The sequence below is a fragment of the Brachyspira suanatina genome (assembly GCF_001049755.1).
Classification (GTDB): domain Bacteria; phylum Spirochaetota; class Brachyspiria; order Brachyspirales; family Brachyspiraceae; genus Brachyspira; species Brachyspira suanatina.
Genome location: NZ_CVLB01000001.1, coordinates 1,739,247 through 1,758,555, shown reverse-complemented (window position 1 = coordinate 1,758,555; position 19,309 = coordinate 1,739,247). Strand labels below are relative to the sequence as shown.

The 19,309-nt window shown below is 26.9% G+C and carries 17 protein-coding genes; 7 read left to right on the top strand and 10 right to left on the bottom strand.

Going from position 1 to position 19,309, the window contains the following annotated elements; translation table 11 throughout:
* Positions 1-98: 98 nt before the first annotated feature.
* Both BRSU_RS07545 and BRSU_RS07540 read left to right on the top strand, forming a co-directional pair.
* A complete protein-coding gene (locus BRSU_RS07545; protein WP_048594757.1) occupies positions 99-1,028 on the top strand; it encodes a glycosyltransferase family 2 protein in 930 nt (309 codons plus the stop codon).
* A 21-nt stretch (positions 1,029-1,049) separates the two neighbouring features.
* Positions 1,050-2,621 (top strand): hypothetical protein, encoded by a 1,572-nt coding sequence (locus BRSU_RS07540; protein WP_048594756.1) that lies wholly within the window; start codon positions 1,050-1,052, stop codon positions 2,619-2,621.
* A 59-nt stretch (positions 2,622-2,680) separates the two neighbouring features.
* Here BRSU_RS07540 and BRSU_RS07535 read toward each other — a convergent pair whose 3' ends face one another.
* Positions 2,681-4,138 carry a B12-binding domain-containing radical SAM protein gene (locus BRSU_RS07535; protein ID WP_048594755.1) on the bottom strand — a complete coding sequence of 486 codons (1,458 nt, stop codon included), beginning with the start codon at positions 4,136-4,138 and terminating at the stop codon, positions 2,681-2,683.
* A gap of 167 nt (positions 4,139-4,305) precedes the next feature.
* On the opposite strand from BRSU_RS07535, the gene BRSU_RS07530 reads away from it, so the two are divergent.
* Positions 4,306-4,842 (top strand): flavin reductase family protein, encoded by a 537-nt coding sequence (locus BRSU_RS07530; RefSeq protein ID WP_048594754.1) that lies wholly within the window; start codon positions 4,306-4,308, stop codon positions 4,840-4,842.
* Between the two features lie 11 nt (positions 4,843-4,853).
* Here the strand turns inward: BRSU_RS07530 and thpR are convergent, their stop codons facing one another.
* The 7 genes from thpR to mrdA form a co-directional block, all read right to left on the bottom strand.
* A complete protein-coding gene (gene thpR, locus BRSU_RS07525; RefSeq protein WP_048594753.1) occupies positions 4,854-5,384 on the bottom strand; it encodes an RNA 2',3'-cyclic phosphodiesterase in 531 nt (176 codons plus the stop codon).
* An 88-nt stretch (positions 5,385-5,472) separates the two neighbouring features.
* Positions 5,473-6,057: a hypothetical protein gene (locus BRSU_RS07520; RefSeq protein WP_048594752.1), complete on the bottom strand. Its 585-nt coding sequence runs from the start codon at positions 6,055-6,057 to the stop codon at positions 5,473-5,475.
* Between the two features lie 140 nt (positions 6,058-6,197).
* A complete protein-coding gene (locus BRSU_RS07515; RefSeq protein ID WP_048594751.1) occupies positions 6,198-6,923 on the bottom strand; it encodes a periplasmic-type flagellar collar protein FlbB in 726 nt (241 codons plus the stop codon).
* A gap of 213 nt (positions 6,924-7,136) precedes the next feature.
* Positions 7,137-7,748 (bottom strand): acetate uptake transporter, encoded by a 612-nt coding sequence (locus tag BRSU_RS07510; RefSeq protein WP_048594750.1) that lies wholly within the window; start codon positions 7,746-7,748, stop codon positions 7,137-7,139.
* 158 nt (positions 7,749-7,906) lie between these two features.
* Entirely contained in the window at positions 7,907-9,058 is a 1,152-nt protein-coding gene (locus tag BRSU_RS07505) for a fused response regulator/phosphatase (protein ID WP_048594749.1), read from the bottom strand.
* Positions 9,059-9,069: 11 nt separating this feature from the next.
* Positions 9,070-10,386: an FtsW/RodA/SpoVE family cell cycle protein gene (locus tag BRSU_RS07500; RefSeq protein WP_048594748.1), complete on the bottom strand. Its 1,317-nt coding sequence runs from the start codon at positions 10,384-10,386 to the stop codon at positions 9,070-9,072.
* Positions 10,379-12,391, bottom strand: a complete 2,013-nt coding sequence (gene mrdA, locus BRSU_RS07495; protein ID WP_048594747.1) for a penicillin-binding protein 2 — start codon at positions 12,389-12,391, stop codon at positions 10,379-10,381. Before mrdA ends, BRSU_RS07500 begins: the two co-directional genes overlap by 8 nt.
* A 302-nt stretch (positions 12,392-12,693) precedes the next feature.
* Between mrdA and gatC the strand changes: the two genes are divergently transcribed.
* Positions 12,694-13,017, top strand: coding sequence for an Asp-tRNA(Asn)/Glu-tRNA(Gln) amidotransferase subunit GatC (gene gatC / locus BRSU_RS07490; protein WP_048594746.1), 324 nt, complete (start codon positions 12,694-12,696; stop codon positions 13,015-13,017).
* Between the two features lie 36 nt (positions 13,018-13,053).
* Positions 13,054-13,785 (top strand): signal peptidase I, encoded by a 732-nt coding sequence (lepB, locus tag BRSU_RS07485; protein WP_048594745.1) that lies wholly within the window; start codon positions 13,054-13,056, stop codon positions 13,783-13,785.
* A gap of 346 nt (positions 13,786-14,131) precedes the next feature.
* Here lepB and trpB read toward each other — a convergent pair whose 3' ends face one another.
* Positions 14,132-15,385, bottom strand: a complete 1,254-nt coding sequence (gene trpB, locus BRSU_RS07480; protein ID WP_048594744.1) for a tryptophan synthase subunit beta — start codon at positions 15,383-15,385, stop codon at positions 14,132-14,134.
* 157 nt (positions 15,386-15,542) lie between these two features.
* Here trpB and BRSU_RS07475 point away from each other — a divergent pair, with 157 nt between their 5' ends.
* Positions 15,543-17,582, top strand: coding sequence for a tetratricopeptide repeat protein (locus tag BRSU_RS07475; RefSeq protein ID WP_048594743.1), 2,040 nt, complete (start codon positions 15,543-15,545; stop codon positions 17,580-17,582).
* A 49-nt stretch (positions 17,583-17,631) separates the two neighbouring features.
* On the top strand, positions 17,632-17,964 hold the full coding sequence (locus BRSU_RS07470) for a hypothetical protein (protein ID WP_083997869.1): 333 nt from the start codon (positions 17,632-17,634) through the stop codon (positions 17,962-17,964).
* A 90-nt stretch (positions 17,965-18,054) separates the two neighbouring features.
* Here the strand turns inward: BRSU_RS07470 and BRSU_RS07465 are convergent, their stop codons facing one another.
* Complete coding sequence (locus BRSU_RS07465; protein ID WP_048594741.1) at positions 18,055-19,308, bottom strand: LptF/LptG family permease; 1,254 nt, start codon at positions 19,306-19,308, stop codon at positions 18,055-18,057.
* Position 19,309: the final 1 nt, after the last annotated feature.

Below are 19,309 nucleotides of genomic sequence, written 5' to 3'. Positions count from 1 at the left end.
ATGAATTAATTATAATATAAATACTATATTAATAAAAACATTTTAATTTTTTTATTAATATAGTATAATATAAACAATATTTTTATATGGGGTACTTTATGAAAATAAGTATAATAATTCCATGTTATAATGAAGAAGAAGTCTTAGATACACTTTATGAAAGAATTAATAAAGTTTCTGAAAAGTTAGTTAATTATGAATGTGAATTTATTTTTGTAAATGATGGAAGTAAAGATAAAACAGAAAAAATTATAGAAAATTTTAGCGTTAATGATAACAGAGTTAAACTTTTTTCTTTTTCTAGAAATTTTGGGCATCAGGCTGCTGTAAGCTGCGGTATTCATAATGCTTTAGGAGATATTGCTGTTATAATAGATGCTGATTTGCAGGACCCGCCTGAAATTATACCAGATATGATAGAAGAATATGAGAATAGTAAAACTCCTATTATTTATGGAAAAAGAATATCAAGAAAAGGCGAATCTATTTTTAAAAAACTAACAGCTTCAATATTTTACCGTTTGATTAATTTATTATCAGAAGTTAAATTTCCTGTTGATACTGGTGATTTCAGATTGATTGATAAAAATGTTATAGAAGCATATAAATCTTTTGGAGAAAATCCTAAATATATTAGAGGTTTAATAAGCTGGATGGGATTTGAGCAGAAAGCTTTTGAATATGAGAGAGATGCAAGGGCAGCAGGTAATACAAAATATACTTTTAAGAAAATGTTAAAATTAGCTATTACAGGTATTTTATCTTTTTCTGTTAAACCTTTAAGAATATCTCTTTTTTTTGGTATATTGGCAATATTTATTGCTATAGGATTTTCTATAAGAGTATTTTACCTATATTTGTTTGATTCTCAAGAATTAGTTAAAGGATGGGCCTCTATTATAATAACAATTCTTTTTGTTGGAGGAGTACAGCTTATTTCATTATCTGTTATAAGTGAGTATCTTGCCAATATTTTTAATGAAATGAAAAAAAGACCTGAATATATAATAAAAAAAATAATTAAATAACTATTGTAAAGGATTTGAAAAGTGAAAAAAAATATAGCTATATATAGTGCATTTATAATTCCAGTAATTTTAACAATAATAATACATATTTATGCTTTTCCAAAAGCTAAAGCAGATTTTGACCAATTTAAGCAATATGATGATATGGTCAGTTTTTATAATAATGATACATTTCCTACAGTAGGAACAAAAATGTGGAGTGCCGATGCTGATTATACACCTAGAATGCCAGGAGGATTTTATTATATTGTATATACATTATTATATAAAATTACGAATGAAAATTTTGTACTATCTCGTGTAATATTTATGATTTTATGCTTGTTTATTTTAGCGATATTTTTATTTTGGTTTTATAAAAGATTTGGAAAATATATGGCATCCGTATTGTCAGCTTTAATATTATGCAATGCATATTTATTTTTTGCTAGTATAGATATTTACAATCCTAATATTATGATATATTTATCATTTATATTGTTTATATTATTTTGTGAATATGTTATCGATGGTAAATATTCATATATTTCAGCATTATTGATGTATCCTGTAATTGCTTTAATGGCGCAATGTCATTTTGGAGTATTTTTCTCTATAGTACCAACATTAATAGTATATCATATAGTAAGATTTAAAAAGCTTACAAAAAAATATATAGTTCCTCTTTTACTTAGCGTATTTATATCATTTTTATTGTATTTGCCTTATTTAATTAGTGAGATTAATAACGGCTTTTCCAATACATTATCAATGATCTCATTTAGAGAGGGAGGAAAATTTGTAGGTCTTCCTCAAATCTACTGCATGCTTATATATCCTACAACAGAAATGTCTATATTTTATGGAAGAACTAATGCAATACTTTATTTCTGGTTTAAAAATAATCCTTTTTTACTTTTTGGTGGATTGATGCTATTACTTACAGCTGTATTTTCTATATATTCATTCATATATTCTACTAAAAAGCTATTATCAAAAGATTATAAAGTTAATGATATTATAGATATTATGCTGAAAGAAAGTATGATATTATATTTAATATATGTACCTACAACATTATTTGTATTTTTTATAGCTAAATCAAAGCCGGGTACTTTTCATTATATTTATAATGTGTTTGCTTTATCTTTTGTACCTATGTTAATTTGTATAAAGAATATAGAAGAAGGTAAATTAATAAAATTAAAAACTATTTTACCTATATTGGCCATTTTAGTGAGTGTTGCTTTCTCGCTTCAAATTGTAAGATCTGTAAATCTATATATGAAACAGTATAGTTATGATAATCATAAGAATTTAATGGAGGCTATAATCAAAGATGCGAATGGTAATGAGTTTTCTTTAGGCAGCATAAGAACTCTTTCTACTATCGCAGAGCTTTATAATTTAGCCTCAGATATGTATGGAATTAGTGATAAATGGAATATGAATGAAAATGCAAAATTAACATATTTTATTTATAATAGAGATATGTATTTTTTTGAGGGAAAATGGGAGGATGTAAAAGAAGGAAAAAATAAACCTATACCGCAAAATGCTGTTAAAATATGGGGCGATGAAGTTTTAGCTGTATATAAATATATAAAAGAGTAATAAATATAAAATTAAAGCTATGATATTTATTATATATAAAAATCATAGCTTTATAATATTTAAGAAAAATCTTTTAAATGCCCTTTTGATACTTTTTTAAATGCTCTTAAATAATATTTTATATCATCTAAATCTCTAATGGATAATACCTTATGCATTAAAAATTGAGGAGTAAAACTAAGATTATAAAGTTTTTGTATCCAGCATTTTATTTTTTCTTCTCCTACATTAGTTTTCATTATAGCAGTACGCATATCATAATCTTCCCAATTTTCTGTAGTAAGCCAATTTTCTCTTTTGCATTGATTAAATAATTCAGTACCAGGATATGGAATTATTATTGTTGCCTGCATTGTTTTAGCATAACCTTTTAGAAGAAGTTTTTTAGTAAGCTCATAAGTTTTTTCAATATCTTCTTCAGTTTCCCAAGGATATCCAAGCATTACTGTAATATGTGGAGAAAGTCCTGCATCAGAAGCTGCTTTACAAGAGGGAAGTATTTCTTCAACTTTATTTCCTTTTATGAGTCTGTCTAATGTATTTTGACTTGCAGATTCTAAACCAAATAATAAAAATCTGAATCCTGCTTTTTTCATTAGTCTGTATTCATCTTCATTACAAGCTCCAAAACGCATATTGCAGTCAATATTAACTTTTTTATTAAGCTTCTTATCTATCATATAATTACAGAAATCATTAAGCCATTTCTTTACAGGAAAACAACCTGTATCGTCCATTATCTCTCTTATATTATATTTATTGTAAAGAAAGTCTACTTCATCAACAACATTTTCAGCGGTTCTAGCACGGAAATTTGTATATATGCCAGTCCAAGAACAGAAGGTACATCTATGATGCCAGCAGTCTCTTCCAGCCATTATATAAGTTCCTGGTATGCGTTTGAAGTTTCCATTATCATAAGCGTATCTTTGCCACTGAGTCAAATCTCTGTCTATGAATGGAAGGCTTTTTAAATCATGTCTTAATTCAAAGAATCCTGTATTTTTTATAGTATTTGATTCTCTGTAATATATGCCTTTTTCTAATTGAGCTTTTCCATTTAAATATTCTATTAAATTTAAAAGCAAGAAATCATAATCTCCGCCTGTAAGTAAATAATCCACTTTACAGTTATTCATTGTTTCATCAGGCATAGCAGTAACATGATCTCCAGCAATAACAACAATCATATTAGGATATTTTTCTTTCAAATCATCAACTATTTTCCAAGCTTTATATATAACAGGAGTCTTAACTTCAAAGAATAATAAATCAGGTGTATTTGCTTCTAAATATTGATACCATTCTTTAGTAGTCATATTTCTAGCTATAGCATCAATGAAATCTACATTATAACCTGCATTTTTAATCATAGTTGCAGCAGTTGCAGGAACAACTGGATAAATATATGTAGGGCTTTTGAACCATTGAAATTGTCTGTTCTGTGATAATAATGCTACTCCTCTGTCGCTTTCAAATGGAGGATAGCCTATATATATTCTATTTATTTTATTCATAAATTAATTTGCCTTTATAATTATTAAATATTATGTTTATTTTTTTAATTATACTTTAATTGACAAAAATGTAAATAATATTAAATTTCAAAAAATATTTATTTAATGCATTGTTTTTTATATTATTTATTATACAATTTTTCTAATTTTTAAGGAGTGTAATTGAAATGAAAAAGAAAATAGATGTTTTAGATTATGCAAGCCATATACTTAAAGAAGTAAAAAAAGGTGTTCTAATAACAACTAAATCTAATGAAAAAGTAAATAGTATGTCTGTTTCTTGGGGATGTTTGGGAATAGAATGGAATAAAAATATATTTATAATCTTTATAAGAGAGAATAGATATACAAGAAAACTATTAGATGAAAATTCTGAGTTTACAGTGAATATTCCTGTTGATAATATAGATAGAAATATCATAAAAGTATGCGGCACTAAATCAGGACTTAATGCAGATAAAATTAAAGAACTTAATTTAACTTTAGAAGATTCTAATATAGTTTCTGTTCCTGGATTAAAAGAACTTCCTTTGACTCTTGAATGTAAGGTTATATACAAACAAAAACAAGATGATTTACAAATACCTGATAGTATTAAAAAATCTTTCTATCCTCAAGATGTTGAAAGCAGTTTCTACGGTTCTAATAAAGATTATCATATTGCTTATTATGGTGAGATAGTTGACAGCTATATCATAGAATAATTATGTTATAACTAAAAATTGATAGTGAAAATTTCTGTATAATTGTAAAAGTCGCTTGAATATAAAGTGATAGAATCGGCTATAAAAGATAATGGAGTAAATTCTGTTTCTTCAATATTTTCTTTTAATTTTTCATTATCATAAACTTTTTTAACTCTTGCTAATGTGATATGAGATTTAAAATCTTTTCTGTCGTATTTAAGATTTTTTATATTATATAAATTGCTTCTTAAAGATTTTACATAGTTTTTTAATTCCTCGCTTACTGCTTTTACAAATATTACATTTATGTCTTTGAATTTATTTGTAAAGTAAGAAATATTTTCAAAGTTTATATTAAATGGAGTAGGTGAGGAGTTTATCACTTCTTTTTTTATTAATTCTATTTGTTCTTCTTTTATATTATCAAAGAATGCTAATGTTATATGCATTTTATCTTTTGATACTTTTTTTAATTCTGCTATATTTTCATTTATTCTAAGTATATTAGAATATTTATTTTTTATTTCTTGATTTAAGTTTAATGCTAAAAATGCTCTCATACTATTACAGCTCTATATTTAATGATTTTGATATTGTATTTTTTATTATATATCTATCTTTTAATAATTAATTATTTCCAAAATATAATTATAAATCAAGACTCAATAATTTTGATATCATATCCATTGTAACATCTTCGTATAAAATCTTATTAGGTACTACATTACCATTAACCTGTTTAGCAGTAGTTGTTGTTTCATTAGTATTTGCTGTGCTGCTATTATCAACAAGTTCTACAATCATGCTAGCTTTATCTAAATATATTTTTTTGTCATCATTATATTTGAATGTTATATACATTTTTAGATTAGACATAACAGTATGCTCTACAGTGAAGAAATTATCTTTATAAACTATATTTCCAACAAGTCCTTCTGTTTGATTAAAACTTTTAAAAGCAATAGTTCCGATATAATTGTATTTATTGTTTTGTTCTATTTGAAATAGACTGTAATAATACCAATAATTATTTTTTAATATTATCATTTCATAAGATGATTTATCTGTGAATCTAATTTTCCTAATGGCATAAACAGATAAATTCCTATTGTTTTTCAAATTACCATCATCAGTGAAGTAATTTTTATTTATTTTCATAGGCTTATCATCAATATTTTGAGAATAAAGATTAAAAGAAAATAATATAACAAACATTAATGCTAATCTTAGCATATATAAAAACCTCCAATTATCATAAATGAAGTTATACCCTATAAGCCTTTATTTGTCAATATTAATTTATTAAATTCAGTTAAAATAAAAAAGCCGCTTCTAAATATTTAGAAACGGCTCATTATTTTTAATATAAAGTTTTATGCTCCCATATCCATTATGCCTTCATTAAGCATAGCGTCATTATTCATCTCATCAGGTAAATAATTAGGGAAGTCATTAGGTGAAGAAGGTACTGTATTATTTCCAGGATTAGATCTTGCTTCATATTTCTCTAATATTCTAGCAGCAACATTCGGATCCATCAAGCTCAAAAGATAAGAAGTTGTACTATTTCTGCCTTCAGCAGCAGCTATAGAGTCCATTTCTAATAATACATCTATGATCAAATCATCAGATCCATTAGCAGCTAACTGATTAAGTAAAGCAACAGAGTTTTGAGGAGGCATACTATTGATTTTATTAGCTAAATCTGTCAATACTAATTGATACTGAGAAGACTCGTCCATAGTAGCTTGATAATTAGACCAAGCATTTAAAAGATTTTGTCTGTCTTGTTCTATCAATTCAGATTGAGTATTCAATTCTATTGCTCTGCTTGCTATTAAAGACTCCTGAGCCTGCAAATCTTTTTCTCTTAAGTTGAATGACTCTCTCATTTTATTTAGATCTTCTCTTGCTAAAAGAGTCATATCTTCTACTCTAGGTTTTTGAGTGAATTTTGTTAAAAAACCTGGTACATTTGGTGCTATTTTATTACGCATTAAAGTATAATAATTAACAACACCGAATATATCAAACATATATAATAGTGCTATAAATGCTATTAAGTTTACTATAGTTAAAATTCCTATTTTTAATTTCATAACCTTTAATCACCTTATTGCAATAGATAAATATTATAATAACATAATATAGAAAAAACAATAATATGTCAACTAATATTTTGTTATCATAATTATTATCGTAATAATAAAATATTTAGTTATCATATTTTTTTATTATTTAGATAAAAATATTATATAAAAAAGGCCATATATAATTACTATATATGACCTTATATGACCTTTTTTACTATACTATTTTTTGAATATTCCTAGAGGTTTTCCAACAGGTAATACTACTCTTCCTAAGTTTTTATTTAATACTCCGGCAGCACATCCATAAAAACCTATTAAAGCAGTAACAAATTCAGCTATTCCAGCTATAAGTTGAGTTTCTTTAGGGGCTATTCCTAAATAATTTAAAGCCATAGCTATAAGTAATACATCTACAGCAAGAAATATAAAGAATAAAACTTTATGAGCTTCAGCAGCGCCGAAAGTTAAAGCACCTACAAGAAATAAATATCCTATACATACCACACCAAATTGCTTCATATCAAGAGAATTTTTCATAGCTTCTCCAAATACTCCCATAGATGTAAGCCAAATAAATGCCACTGCAAACCAAAATACTCCGAAAGCTCCGAATACAGTTGCCCCAAATACATTGTCTTTTTTAAAGTCAACAATGGCTGCTACAAATTGAGGAATACATCCTAAAAATATAGCCCAAGGTATGAGACCTGATACACCTGTAGTAATACCCAATTTTTGTGTGGATGCTACAAATGTGATTACAGCAAGACCAAATAAACCATACGGCGAAGGGTCTGCTAATGTGTGTGTTACTTTTACTTCATTGTTCATTTACATACTCCTATACTCCATTTATTAACTTAGTATAGAAAAATATTTTTACATGTCAATTAAATATGTAAATAAAATTTGATTTTTTATAAAAAGATGCAGTTATTGTGATATAATATATTTTATATTGATTGATAATGTATGATTTGTCTTTTTATTTAATTAGTTCTTCTTAGTATTATCATACTTATATCATCTGATAATATATTATCTGAAAATGATTTTAATTCTTTTATTATACTGTCTTTTATTACATTAACATCTTTATGTGAATGTTTTATGAATACATTTTTTAAAAGTTCATCTCCAAACATTTTACCATCTTTATCAAATATTTCATAAGCACCATCTGTGAATATGAACAATATATCATTATGATTTAATTGTATTTTAGTTTCAGTGTATTCAATATCTTCTGTCATTCCAATTAAAGGGCCGCCTATATCAATTTCCTGTATTTCATCTTTAGATTTAAATAGCGGCCTAGGAGATCCTGCAGATGAACATATTAATTCTCCTGTTTCATTATTATATGTAGCATAAAATACAGAGGCAAATAGATTTTTATCAAAATTTTCTTCTATAAAGAATTGATTTAACTCTTTTATAAAATTGGAAGGAGAAGTATTATGAGAATTAGTTACAATATGTGAATCAAAAAAAGATTTTATTAATATAGTAAGCATACTGGCAGCTACACCATGTCCGGAAACATCTGCTAAAAGTATGGCGTACCAACCATCATTAATACTCTTTATTCCGCTGTAATCTCCGGAAACCTCATTAGGAGCATAATGAAAAATAGATATATCATTTTTAGGTATTGAAGTATTTCCATAAGAGAGTATGGATTTCTGCAATTTTGATGCATATTCAATATCCTGTTTTAACATATTCATATACATTATATTAGATTCTATAACTTTTTTTAATCTTATATATGATTTAACTTTTGATAATAGAATATCTGTATCTAATGACTTTAAGAAAAAACCATCCGCACCGCATTCATACGCTTTTAGAAATTCAGATTTGCTGTTAGTTGCTGTTAAAAAAAGTATAGTGATATTTTTTAATATATTATCATTTTTTATGTGCTGTGAAAGTCGGCATGCTCCGGCATTAGGAAGCATATAATCAACTAATATACAGTCAGGTATTTTATCATAAGACATATTAATAGCCTCTTCATAAGATAAAGCTATGTATGATAAATATCCTGATTCTTTCAAAAAATTCTGAAGGAATTTAGCATAGTCTATATTAGAATCTACAATTAAAATTTTTTCTGTCAAAATATTATTTTTCATAACTCAAACTTTTAATGAACATACCTTCTTGCTTCTACATTAAATATTAAACCTATTGATATTGCAAAAGTCCATATAGATGAACCACCGCTGCTTATAAAAGGCAAAGTCAATCCTGTGATAGGCATCATTCCCACAACCATTCCTATATTAATAATAACATGGCATAAGAACATAGCTATAACTCCTGACACTATCAAAGCTCCGAGTCTATCCTTAGCAAAATATGCAGCCATTGTTCCTCTTATAAATATAACAGCATAAGCTAAAACTACTAAAGCACTTCCTATAAATCCCCATTCTTCACATATATTTGAGAATATGAAGTCATTTACCTGCTGCGGAATGAAGTTTAATTGTGACTGACTTCCATTCAAAAATCCTTCTCCAAATAATCCTCCGCTTCCAACAGCTATAAGAGATTGTATAATATTATAACCTGAACTTAATCTGGTTAATTGAGGGTTCATAAATACTAATAATCTTTGCTTTTGATACTCTTTTAATCCTATGTCAAAAGTTAATGCTGCTCCCATACATAAGAATAATACAAAGAAAGTAAATGCTAATAATCCTACATATTTACTATTCATATAGAAATTCAATGTAAGGAGTAGAGCCGATACAAATAAAAATATACCTGCTAAATAACCTATATATATTCTTTGAGATAAGAAGTTAAATAAAATATTATCTATATCATCAGACATTCTTTTATATTCAAGAAACATAGGTATTGAAAGTCCTATAACACCTATACTTATTAAAGCTATAATATATCTTGTAGGAACGCCGCCCACAAAAAGCATTATGAATACTATAAAACAATATACAAGTACAGTACCCAAGTCAGGTTGAAGCAATACTAATCCTATAGGTATTGAAATAAAAAGTCCAGCTAAAGCAAAATATTTAATCTCTTTTATTCTATCTCCTATTTGATCTAAATAACCTGCTAGGAATATTATAACTACTATTTTACCAAATTCTGAAGGCTGCATACCAAATAACCAGCTGCTGCTGCCGTTTACTGTAGTTCCTACTCCAGGTATTAAAACTAGAATAAGAACTCCAAGCATAGGTATATATAAAGACATTCTATGTTCTGCTAATTTAGTATAATTTATAAACATACTTATAAATATTAATACTATACCTGTGGCGCAGAAAAATATAAATTTCAAAAACATCCAGCTAGTTTTTCCAGATTCTGGAGAATATGTAGAAGAATATACCGCTATAGCCCCAGTAACCATTAAAAATATAACAGCTGCTAATATTTTCCAATCGAAGACAAATAATTTTTTTAATTCTTTTTTATCATTCATATTTTATCCTCTCGTCTTCTTCAGTTTTTTCTTCTTGTTTTTGCTGTTCCCCATTAATATTTTCTAAAGTTTCTCCGTTTTCCTGAGCTTCTGCCTCTGCTCTCATTTTTTCTCTTGCAAGTCTTATCTGTTGATATATATACTGCATTCTAGCATAAATAACGTTTCTAGCTTCTACAGCATCCTCTCCGCCTAATATAGAACGAAGCATTGCAGTAGCAATAGGGCCAGCAGTAGTACCGCCGCCACCACCACTATGCTCAAGCATAACTGTAACGGCTATCATATCATCAGTAGGTCTAGGATTATAAGGTCCGAATATTGTCACCCAAGTATGGTCTTTACCTTGTGCGTTTTGAGCTGTACCTGTTTTTGCAGCTAATTTAATATTAGGAGACCAAGCACCATTTCTAGCAGTACCTCCTGTTACAGCCATTCTCATACCTTCTTTTACTACTGTAAATATATTCTTATCTATATCTAATTTCTTTATTATTACTTTATCATTATTGTATATAAGTTCATCTGTTTGAGAACTTCTTATTTCTTTAACAACATGAGGTCTGTACATTACTCCGTCATTTATTATAGCTGAAGTAGCCATATGTACAGCTATAGGAGTAGCAGACATATATCCTTGTCCCATAACGTATTGAATAGTATCACCATCCCACCAATACTCCCCAATTTTTCTTCTTTTCCAATCAGCACTAGGAACAACACCAACCTTTTCACCTGGTAAATCTATGCCTGTAGTATCACCGAAACCTAACATTTCAGCATATCTTTTAATGAAATTAGGTCCTAATTCATAAGCTAGGTTATAGAAATATGTGTTGCATGAAAACTGAATAGCTTTATACATATTTACATAGCCATGCTGTCCTGTACATCTATAGAATCTATTTTCAAGAAGCATACCGCCTCCACAGTATCTTGTAGTATTAACTCCTATTCTTTTTTCAGTTAATGCACCTACAGCAGTTACAAGCTTGAATGTAGACCCCGGAGGATATCTTCCTCTTATAGCTTTATTCCAGAATGGGTTTGCTGGGTTATTTATAAGTTCTGCATATTTTTGTCTGTCTATTTTACCTATAAAGATGTTAGGATCATACCAAGGAGAACTTACCATAGCTAGTATTTCACCTGTAGTAGGTTTTGATACTATTATAGTTCCTACCTGTCCTTTTATTAAATCTTCCGCATCTTTCTGTACTTTAGAATCTATACTTAATATGAGTTTTTTTCCCGGTATAGGCTTTCCTATTGCTGGAGTTATAGTTTCTTTTACTCTGTTTCTTGAGTCAACTATCCATTGCTCATAACCGTCTATTCCTCTAAGTTCTTTATCGTAAAATTGTTCAACTCCTTCTTTACCTATTACACTGTTTCTTCTGTATCCTTCAGCCTGTTTGCTTTCAAATTCTTCCTGAGATATGTTTCCTATATATCCCAATACATGCGTCATTGTTTCACCAAGAGGATAATGCCTAATGGACTTACTTCCATAATATACTCCAGGATACTCTTCAGATCTTTCAGCCAAATAACTCATTTGAGACATAGATATATTTTCTGATATCTCTACTGATTCATAGCTGTTTTTTGATACTTTTTCTAAACTTGATTTTATATGTCCTAAATCTATATTAAATACTTTAGAAACTCTGTATAATAATTCTTCTCTTTCAAAATAATTTTTAGGTAAATAAACAGGTATCATATACATTGTGTATGTTTTGATATTTTCTGCTACTATAACACCATTTCTATCGTAAATTTCTCCTCGATATGCATCTATAGGTATTATTTGTTCTTTATTGTTTCTTGCTAAACTGTCATAATGCTCATTTTGTATTATTTGTAAATAGAATAATCTTATTAATAATAAAGCAGCAACCAATATTGATATTATAAATACTACTATTAATCTTTTCCTATATTTAAAATCTTCGCTTATTATTTTTTTATCTTTATTTAATTCTATTTCTAAAAAATTCATAAATAAACCTTTTACCTCTTAAGAATTATTATTAATATTATATTAACAAAAAATTTTTATCAATAGTATAAATAACGGTATTTTTTAGTATATTTTTTACTTATTAATTTAATATTATGTTAATTAATTTTAAAAAAAATGATACATCTTTTTACACAAAATTTAAATACCTAAAATATAAAATTTATAATTTTTAGTGATTTTGCAGTATTATAAATGATATTAAAAAAATATATAAACTATTGAAAAATTATTGATTATAGTATATTATGTTTATAATTATAATTTTTAAGGATATAATAATGACTACAGACAGAGAAGAATTAGAAGCTCTTTTATATCAAACAAGATTAAGAATAGAAGAAAATCAAAAAAATGAAATGTTAGATAGATTAAATAAAGATTTAGAATTTATAGAAGGATTATTTGAAGTTAATGTTGATGGTATTGATCCTTTATATCATGTTATAGATTTACCTGAATATTTAAGAGAAGATGTTCAAGGTCCTACATTGGATAATGAAGTAATAATGAATTTATGCAGAAGCGGTGAATACGGATATATTGTAGTTCCTGCTGTTCCTGCTGCTTTAGAAAATAGCGAACATCAGGCTAAAAAATCATAAAAAATTTATTTTAATTACAGAGGTCATCAATTATAGATGAATTATTCTTATGATAGAGAAGAATTAAAAAAAGAAAAAATTAATGCACTCAAGGCTGTATTAAAACCTTTTATTTTTATATATTATAGAAGCAATAGCCTTCTTTATAGGGTAGTTGCTAGATTGATATTAGGATTTATTATTGCTTTTGTTTTATTTGGTATTTTTACTTTATTTATAAGAATTGATAGAATGAAAAGTTCTACTATGATGAATACTATAGAACCTAATGAAATATTAATAACATCTAAATTAAGATATGGTATTGCATTGAAACCTTTTGTATCATCTCTTACAGGAAAAACTATTGTTTTTTCAAGGCCTAAAAGGGGAGATATTGTATTTATAATAGATCCTAGAACTGAAAAAGAATTCTTTTTAAAAAGATTTGTTTCATACTTTGTTTATTTTATAACTTTTGGAAATGTTAATATCTCAAATACTAGATATTTAATAAAAAGAGTTGTTGGACTTCCTAATGAAACTATAGAAATAAGGAATAAGGTTGTTTATATAAACGGAGAAGTTCTCAATGAGCCTTGGGCTAATGTGGAATTTGACGGCAGGATATTAGATGCTGAAGTGTCCACAAGAGATAATTTCAGCCCTTATATAATAGGTTATAATGAATATTTTGTACTTTCTGATAATAGGGATTATGGTTATGACAGCAGAGATTTTGGTAATGTTCATTTTTCTAATATAGATGGAAAAGTTATTTCTAAATAAAAATATTTTTTTAATATATTATTTTCTATGAAACTTAATTATACTCATACATTATAAAAGTATTTGATATCTAATTGATGTATTATGCGAGTAATTTTTCTGAATATTCATTGTATACAAACTTACTATTACAAGAATATATTGATAAAAATATGTTCCTTATCTATATAGTATTATTAGTTTTTATAAAATAAAATCTTTTCATAAAGAATAAATAGTTATGTATGAATATTTATCATTCATACTATTGATATTATTTTTTTATTTAAAATCATAAAAAATAGGTTTTTGAATATTAAATAATAATAAACAAAAACCTATAAATAAAAAATATATAATTGTGAGGTTAAAATTTGTGAATGTCTATATTTTTCTCTAATCTTTCCAATTCACTTTTTAAGAATTCTTTCCATTTATCAGGTCTGAAAATAGGAGAGGTTATGAATATATCTTTATCTCCTCTTCCTGACATATTAACTATAATAACATCATCTTTACTATATTGCTTGGCATATTCTATAGCCTTAGCACCAGCATGGGCACTTTCTAATGCAAATATAACACCTTCATTTTTAGCAAATTCTTTTACAGCGTTTATTGCTTCTTTATCTGTAGCATAAGTGAATTCTATTCTTCCAGACTCTCCTAAATATGCAAGCTGAGGACCAACTCCAGGATAATCAAGTCCTGCAGATATAGACATAGTTTCAGATATTTCTCCGTCTTCTTTTAAAATAAATTTACTCATATATCCCTGAGCAGCAACATCTTTAGCATGAGGATTTGTCATTCTAATAGCATTCTCTCCAAGATTCATACTTATTCCGCCAGCTTCTACAGCTATTAGTTTTGGATTTTCTCTTTCTATAAAAGGCTCAAAAAATCCTATAGCATTAGAACCGCCTCCAACGCATGCTATCAATGCTTTAACATTCAAATTTTTTTCCTGTATTTGTTTATCCAATTCTTTTCCTATTACAGATTGAAAAGTCCTTACAATATCAGGATAAGGGCTAGGACCTACAGCACTTCCAAGTAAATAATGAGTATCTTTTAAATCTTTTACCCAATCTTCTAATGCCGCATCAACAGCATCTTTAAGTCCGCGTCCTCCTTTAGTAACGGATACTACATTGGCACCGTATAACTCCATAGAGGCTACATTAGGCTGCTGTCTTTTTACATCTATCTCACCCATATAAATAGAACATTCAAGTCCTAATTTAGCACAAGCTGCTGCGGTGGCAAGTCCATGCTGACCAGCACCAGTTTCTGCTATAATCTTTTTCTTACCCATCTTTTTGGCAAGCAATGCCTGTCCTATAGAATTATTAATCTTATGGGCTCCTGTATGAGCAAGTCCTTCTAACTTGACATATATCTTTGCCCCTCCAATTTTCTCAGACAAGTTTTTAGCATACATTAATGGAGTAGGTCTTCCTATGAAATCAGCTCTTAATTCTTCAAGCTCGCTTAAAAATTCCTTATCATTTATATAATGCAGGAAAGCTTCTTCCAATTCAATTAATAATTTTTCTAATGCTTCCGGTACGAATCTCCCTCCGAATTTACCGAAAAAACCTTTATTACTGTTTTTCATATATATAAAATCCTTAATTAAAATATTTTTATAAGTAATAATACTTTATGTAGTAATATTAACATTTATAAAAAAATTGTCAATAGTATTTTTATATTTTATATAATTAAAAAATAGTTTATAATAAAATTATATACTAATAATTTGGGAATTATTTATGCTAAAAGATAAAATAGATAGTATGTTCATTCAAGCGAGATTTCATTTTAATTTAGAAAAATATTCTTCTGCTCTTAGGATATATTTAAAAATAATAAGTTATTTTGAAAATGATTATAAAGATTTTGATACAAATTATAGAGATAGATATTTTGCAAGAAGCTGTTATAAAACTGCATTAACATTATATTATTTGAATAGATATGAGGAATCAATAGATTACTATAATAAAGCAATAGAAATAAATCCGCTATATGAGAAGGCTTTTATCAATAAAGGTATAATACTTGCTAAATTAATGGCATTTGATGAAGCTTTGTATGCTTTCAATATGGCATTAGAAATAAATGATAAATCTGAAATATCCTATTTTAACATAGGAATAATATATTCAAAATTAGAACGTTATGAAGATGCATTATTTTATTTTAATAAGGCTTTAGAACTCGGATACAATTATGCTTATTTGAATGTTGCTATGGTTTTAGAGAAACTTGGAAGAATAGATGAAGCATTTAATATTTATGATAAGGCTTTTGAAATAAATAAATCTTTGGAGGTATTGTATTTAAATAAAGCTAGTCTGCTTATAAATATAAAAAGATATAAAGATGCTATAGAATGTCTTGATAAAGCACTTTCTATTTTAGATGAGAATAATTCAAAAGGAGATACCATAGTAAAAAATAAAGAGTATATAGAATTGAATGTTATGAAAGATGATACTATATATGATAGAGTATATTTTTTAAAGTCAGAAGCATTGATAGGATTAGAAGAGTATGATTACGCTTTGACTTTACTTTTGGACATTAAAGAATCTAGAAATGTTACTATATTTAATATAATATCAAGATTTATAAAATATATAAACATAGAAAAAATTATTGATATAGTATTGCATGAAAATAGTTTTTGGACTGAAGAAAAAGAAGAGTATTTTAATTTTATAGCACGTGATATAAAGGATACATCTAAATTAAAAAAACTTTGGGTATTGCAATATATATTTTTATATTTAGTTTCTGTAAAAGACGATGATAAAGTTAATGAGATATCACATTATACAAGCATAGATGTTTTCGATGACATGGCTTTTGATAAGAGATATGATAAATCAGATAATTCAAAATATAATACGTATTTAAAGAAAAATAAATTAAGAATGACAAGTGTAAAGAATGCTAATGATCCTAAAGAGGGAAAAATATTGATGCAGCTTCTTAGAAATAACAAATTAAATTCTAAATATGGAAATATTAATAATTTTATTGCCTTGCAGACATCATTCAGCAGATGCAAAGATTCTTTAACTATGTATAGATTATATGGTAAATATGATAATAAAGAGGGTACAGGATGCTGTTTAGTATTTGATAAGTCATTTTTTGATACTTCTTTTAATAATTTAAATAGCAGTATAGTATTTTCATTCTCTTATGATAAAAATAATTATTCTAATATAGAGTTTTATAATGAACAGACATTACCTTTGTATTTTGTTTTATATTATAATTCAAAAAATAATGAAATAATATTCAATCCTTGTGAATCTGATTATGATAATATTATTATTGATTTAAATAAAGAGTATAATGTTTGGAGCTGTGATAAAAAAGTTTATGAAAAATTAAAAAATAATATAGGTTATATATTTAATTCTATATTTAAAATTATTAAAGATTTTAATTCAGAGGAATTATCATTATCATATCAGCTTCTTATGAATATTCAATATTTGATAAAGGATTCGTCTTTTATAGAGGAACAGGAAATGCGTATAATACAGCTTGTAGAATATGGCAGTAATCCTTTACATATAGATGATAATATGAAGCGTTCTTATAAAAATTATCTTTATATATTTGATAATAAAGCATTAAAAGAAGTAATACTAGCTCCTAAAGTTGATGATGCTGATTTTTTGGTTGAGAAGTTTAATGATAGACTTGCAAAAGCCACAAGTATATATAATTCAAAGAATACAAAAAATAAGTATAAAGTGAATGTTTATATATCTAATGCACCTATATCTTGACAAATATATATTAATTATTATAATTATACAAAAAATTATGAGGATTTGTATGATGAAAAATATTATATTTTGTTTAGTTATTGCTTTATCAATATTTGCTTTTTCATGTGAGAAGGATAAAAGTGTAATAGATAAGGCAACAGATGCTATAAATGAAAAAATAGATGATGCATCAAAAGCTGCACAAGATGGCGTGAAAAAAGCTGGAAATGTTACAGAGAAAACATTAGACAATGCTTCTAAAGCTGTAGAAGATGCTATGGAAAAAGTAGATCCTTCTAAAGCTATGGATGAGGCTTCTAAGTCTATAGAGTCCGGTTTGAAAAAAGCTGCTGAAAGTATTGATAAAGCAAAAGAAAATATATCTGATTCTGTAAAATAATAATATTTATTATAATTAGTGATAAACTGCTTGATAATACATCAATGTTAGTTTATCACTTTATTTTTATTAATAAAAGTATAATCAATCTTATTTTCCTCTGCTAAAGAAGGACCTTATCATAAGAAAACCTCCCATAGCAGCTAAGACTATATTCGGAAACCACATAGCAATAAGCGGAGATACTTTTTTACCGCCAGCCATTAATTCTGCAGCAGTAATAAGTAAATAATATATAACAACTACTATTACAGATAATCCAAATCCAAATCCTTTACCGCTTCTTTTTCCTACTATACCTAAAGGAGCTCCTATTAAAACCATAAATAAACATGCTGCAGGTATTGAAATAAATTTATGAAACTCTACATAGTAAAAATAAGGGACAGCTTCTTCAATTGCTTTTTTTCTTATAGATGTTAATTCTGCTGAATTAGTTTGTATATATTCATTAGAAAATGAAGTGATATTAACAGCATTAGTGTCTATATTATTATAAGCATTAATTATCATTCCATTTATTTGTTCATTTACAGATTTATTTGCCTCTCTTTTTGTTTGATTAATTTTTTCCATTATTTTCCAAGAAGGCATTTCTCTTAATCCTCTTTCATGGGAGGTTAATGTGCTTACATTTCTTACAATATTTATATCCATAGAGTCAAATACTGTATAATCATTTGATACAAAACCATATCCAGGCATCTCTTGCACAACACCGTCATATAAAGTTAAAGTTACCACTTGAGCATTAGCTTCATTATTTTTCCAAAGCCCATATTTGGCAGTTATAACTCTTTTAGTTTCAGATCTATCATATATTACAACGTTTGACATACCTATATCATCAGCATATTTAGATCCTATTGAAAGTCCCATATCTGGAATGTCGGAAAACTCTAATTTTCCAACGGCTATAGAAGGTTTAATATTTACCATATATGAAATTAAAGCTCTGTATCTGTAATTTGCTTCAGACATAATTACATTATTAAAAAATAATGAAAAAATAAATGTAAAAATTCCCAATATTATAATAGGTACATATATTCTCATATGAGGAAAACCCAAAGCACGCATTACTATTATTTCATTATCTGAAGAAAGCCTTCCATATCCTATTATGCTTGCCATAAGTATAGACATAGGTATTGTTATAGCAATATTGAAAGGAAGCATATATACAAATACTTCTAATGACATAAATAATGGAGCACCATTATTAAATATAAGTCTTATTAATTCTGGTAAAAGCTGAATTACAAATATAAATGTAAAAAACAAAATTCCTGCTAGAAAAGGACCTATAGTTTCAAGTATAATATATTTATTAATTTTTTTCATA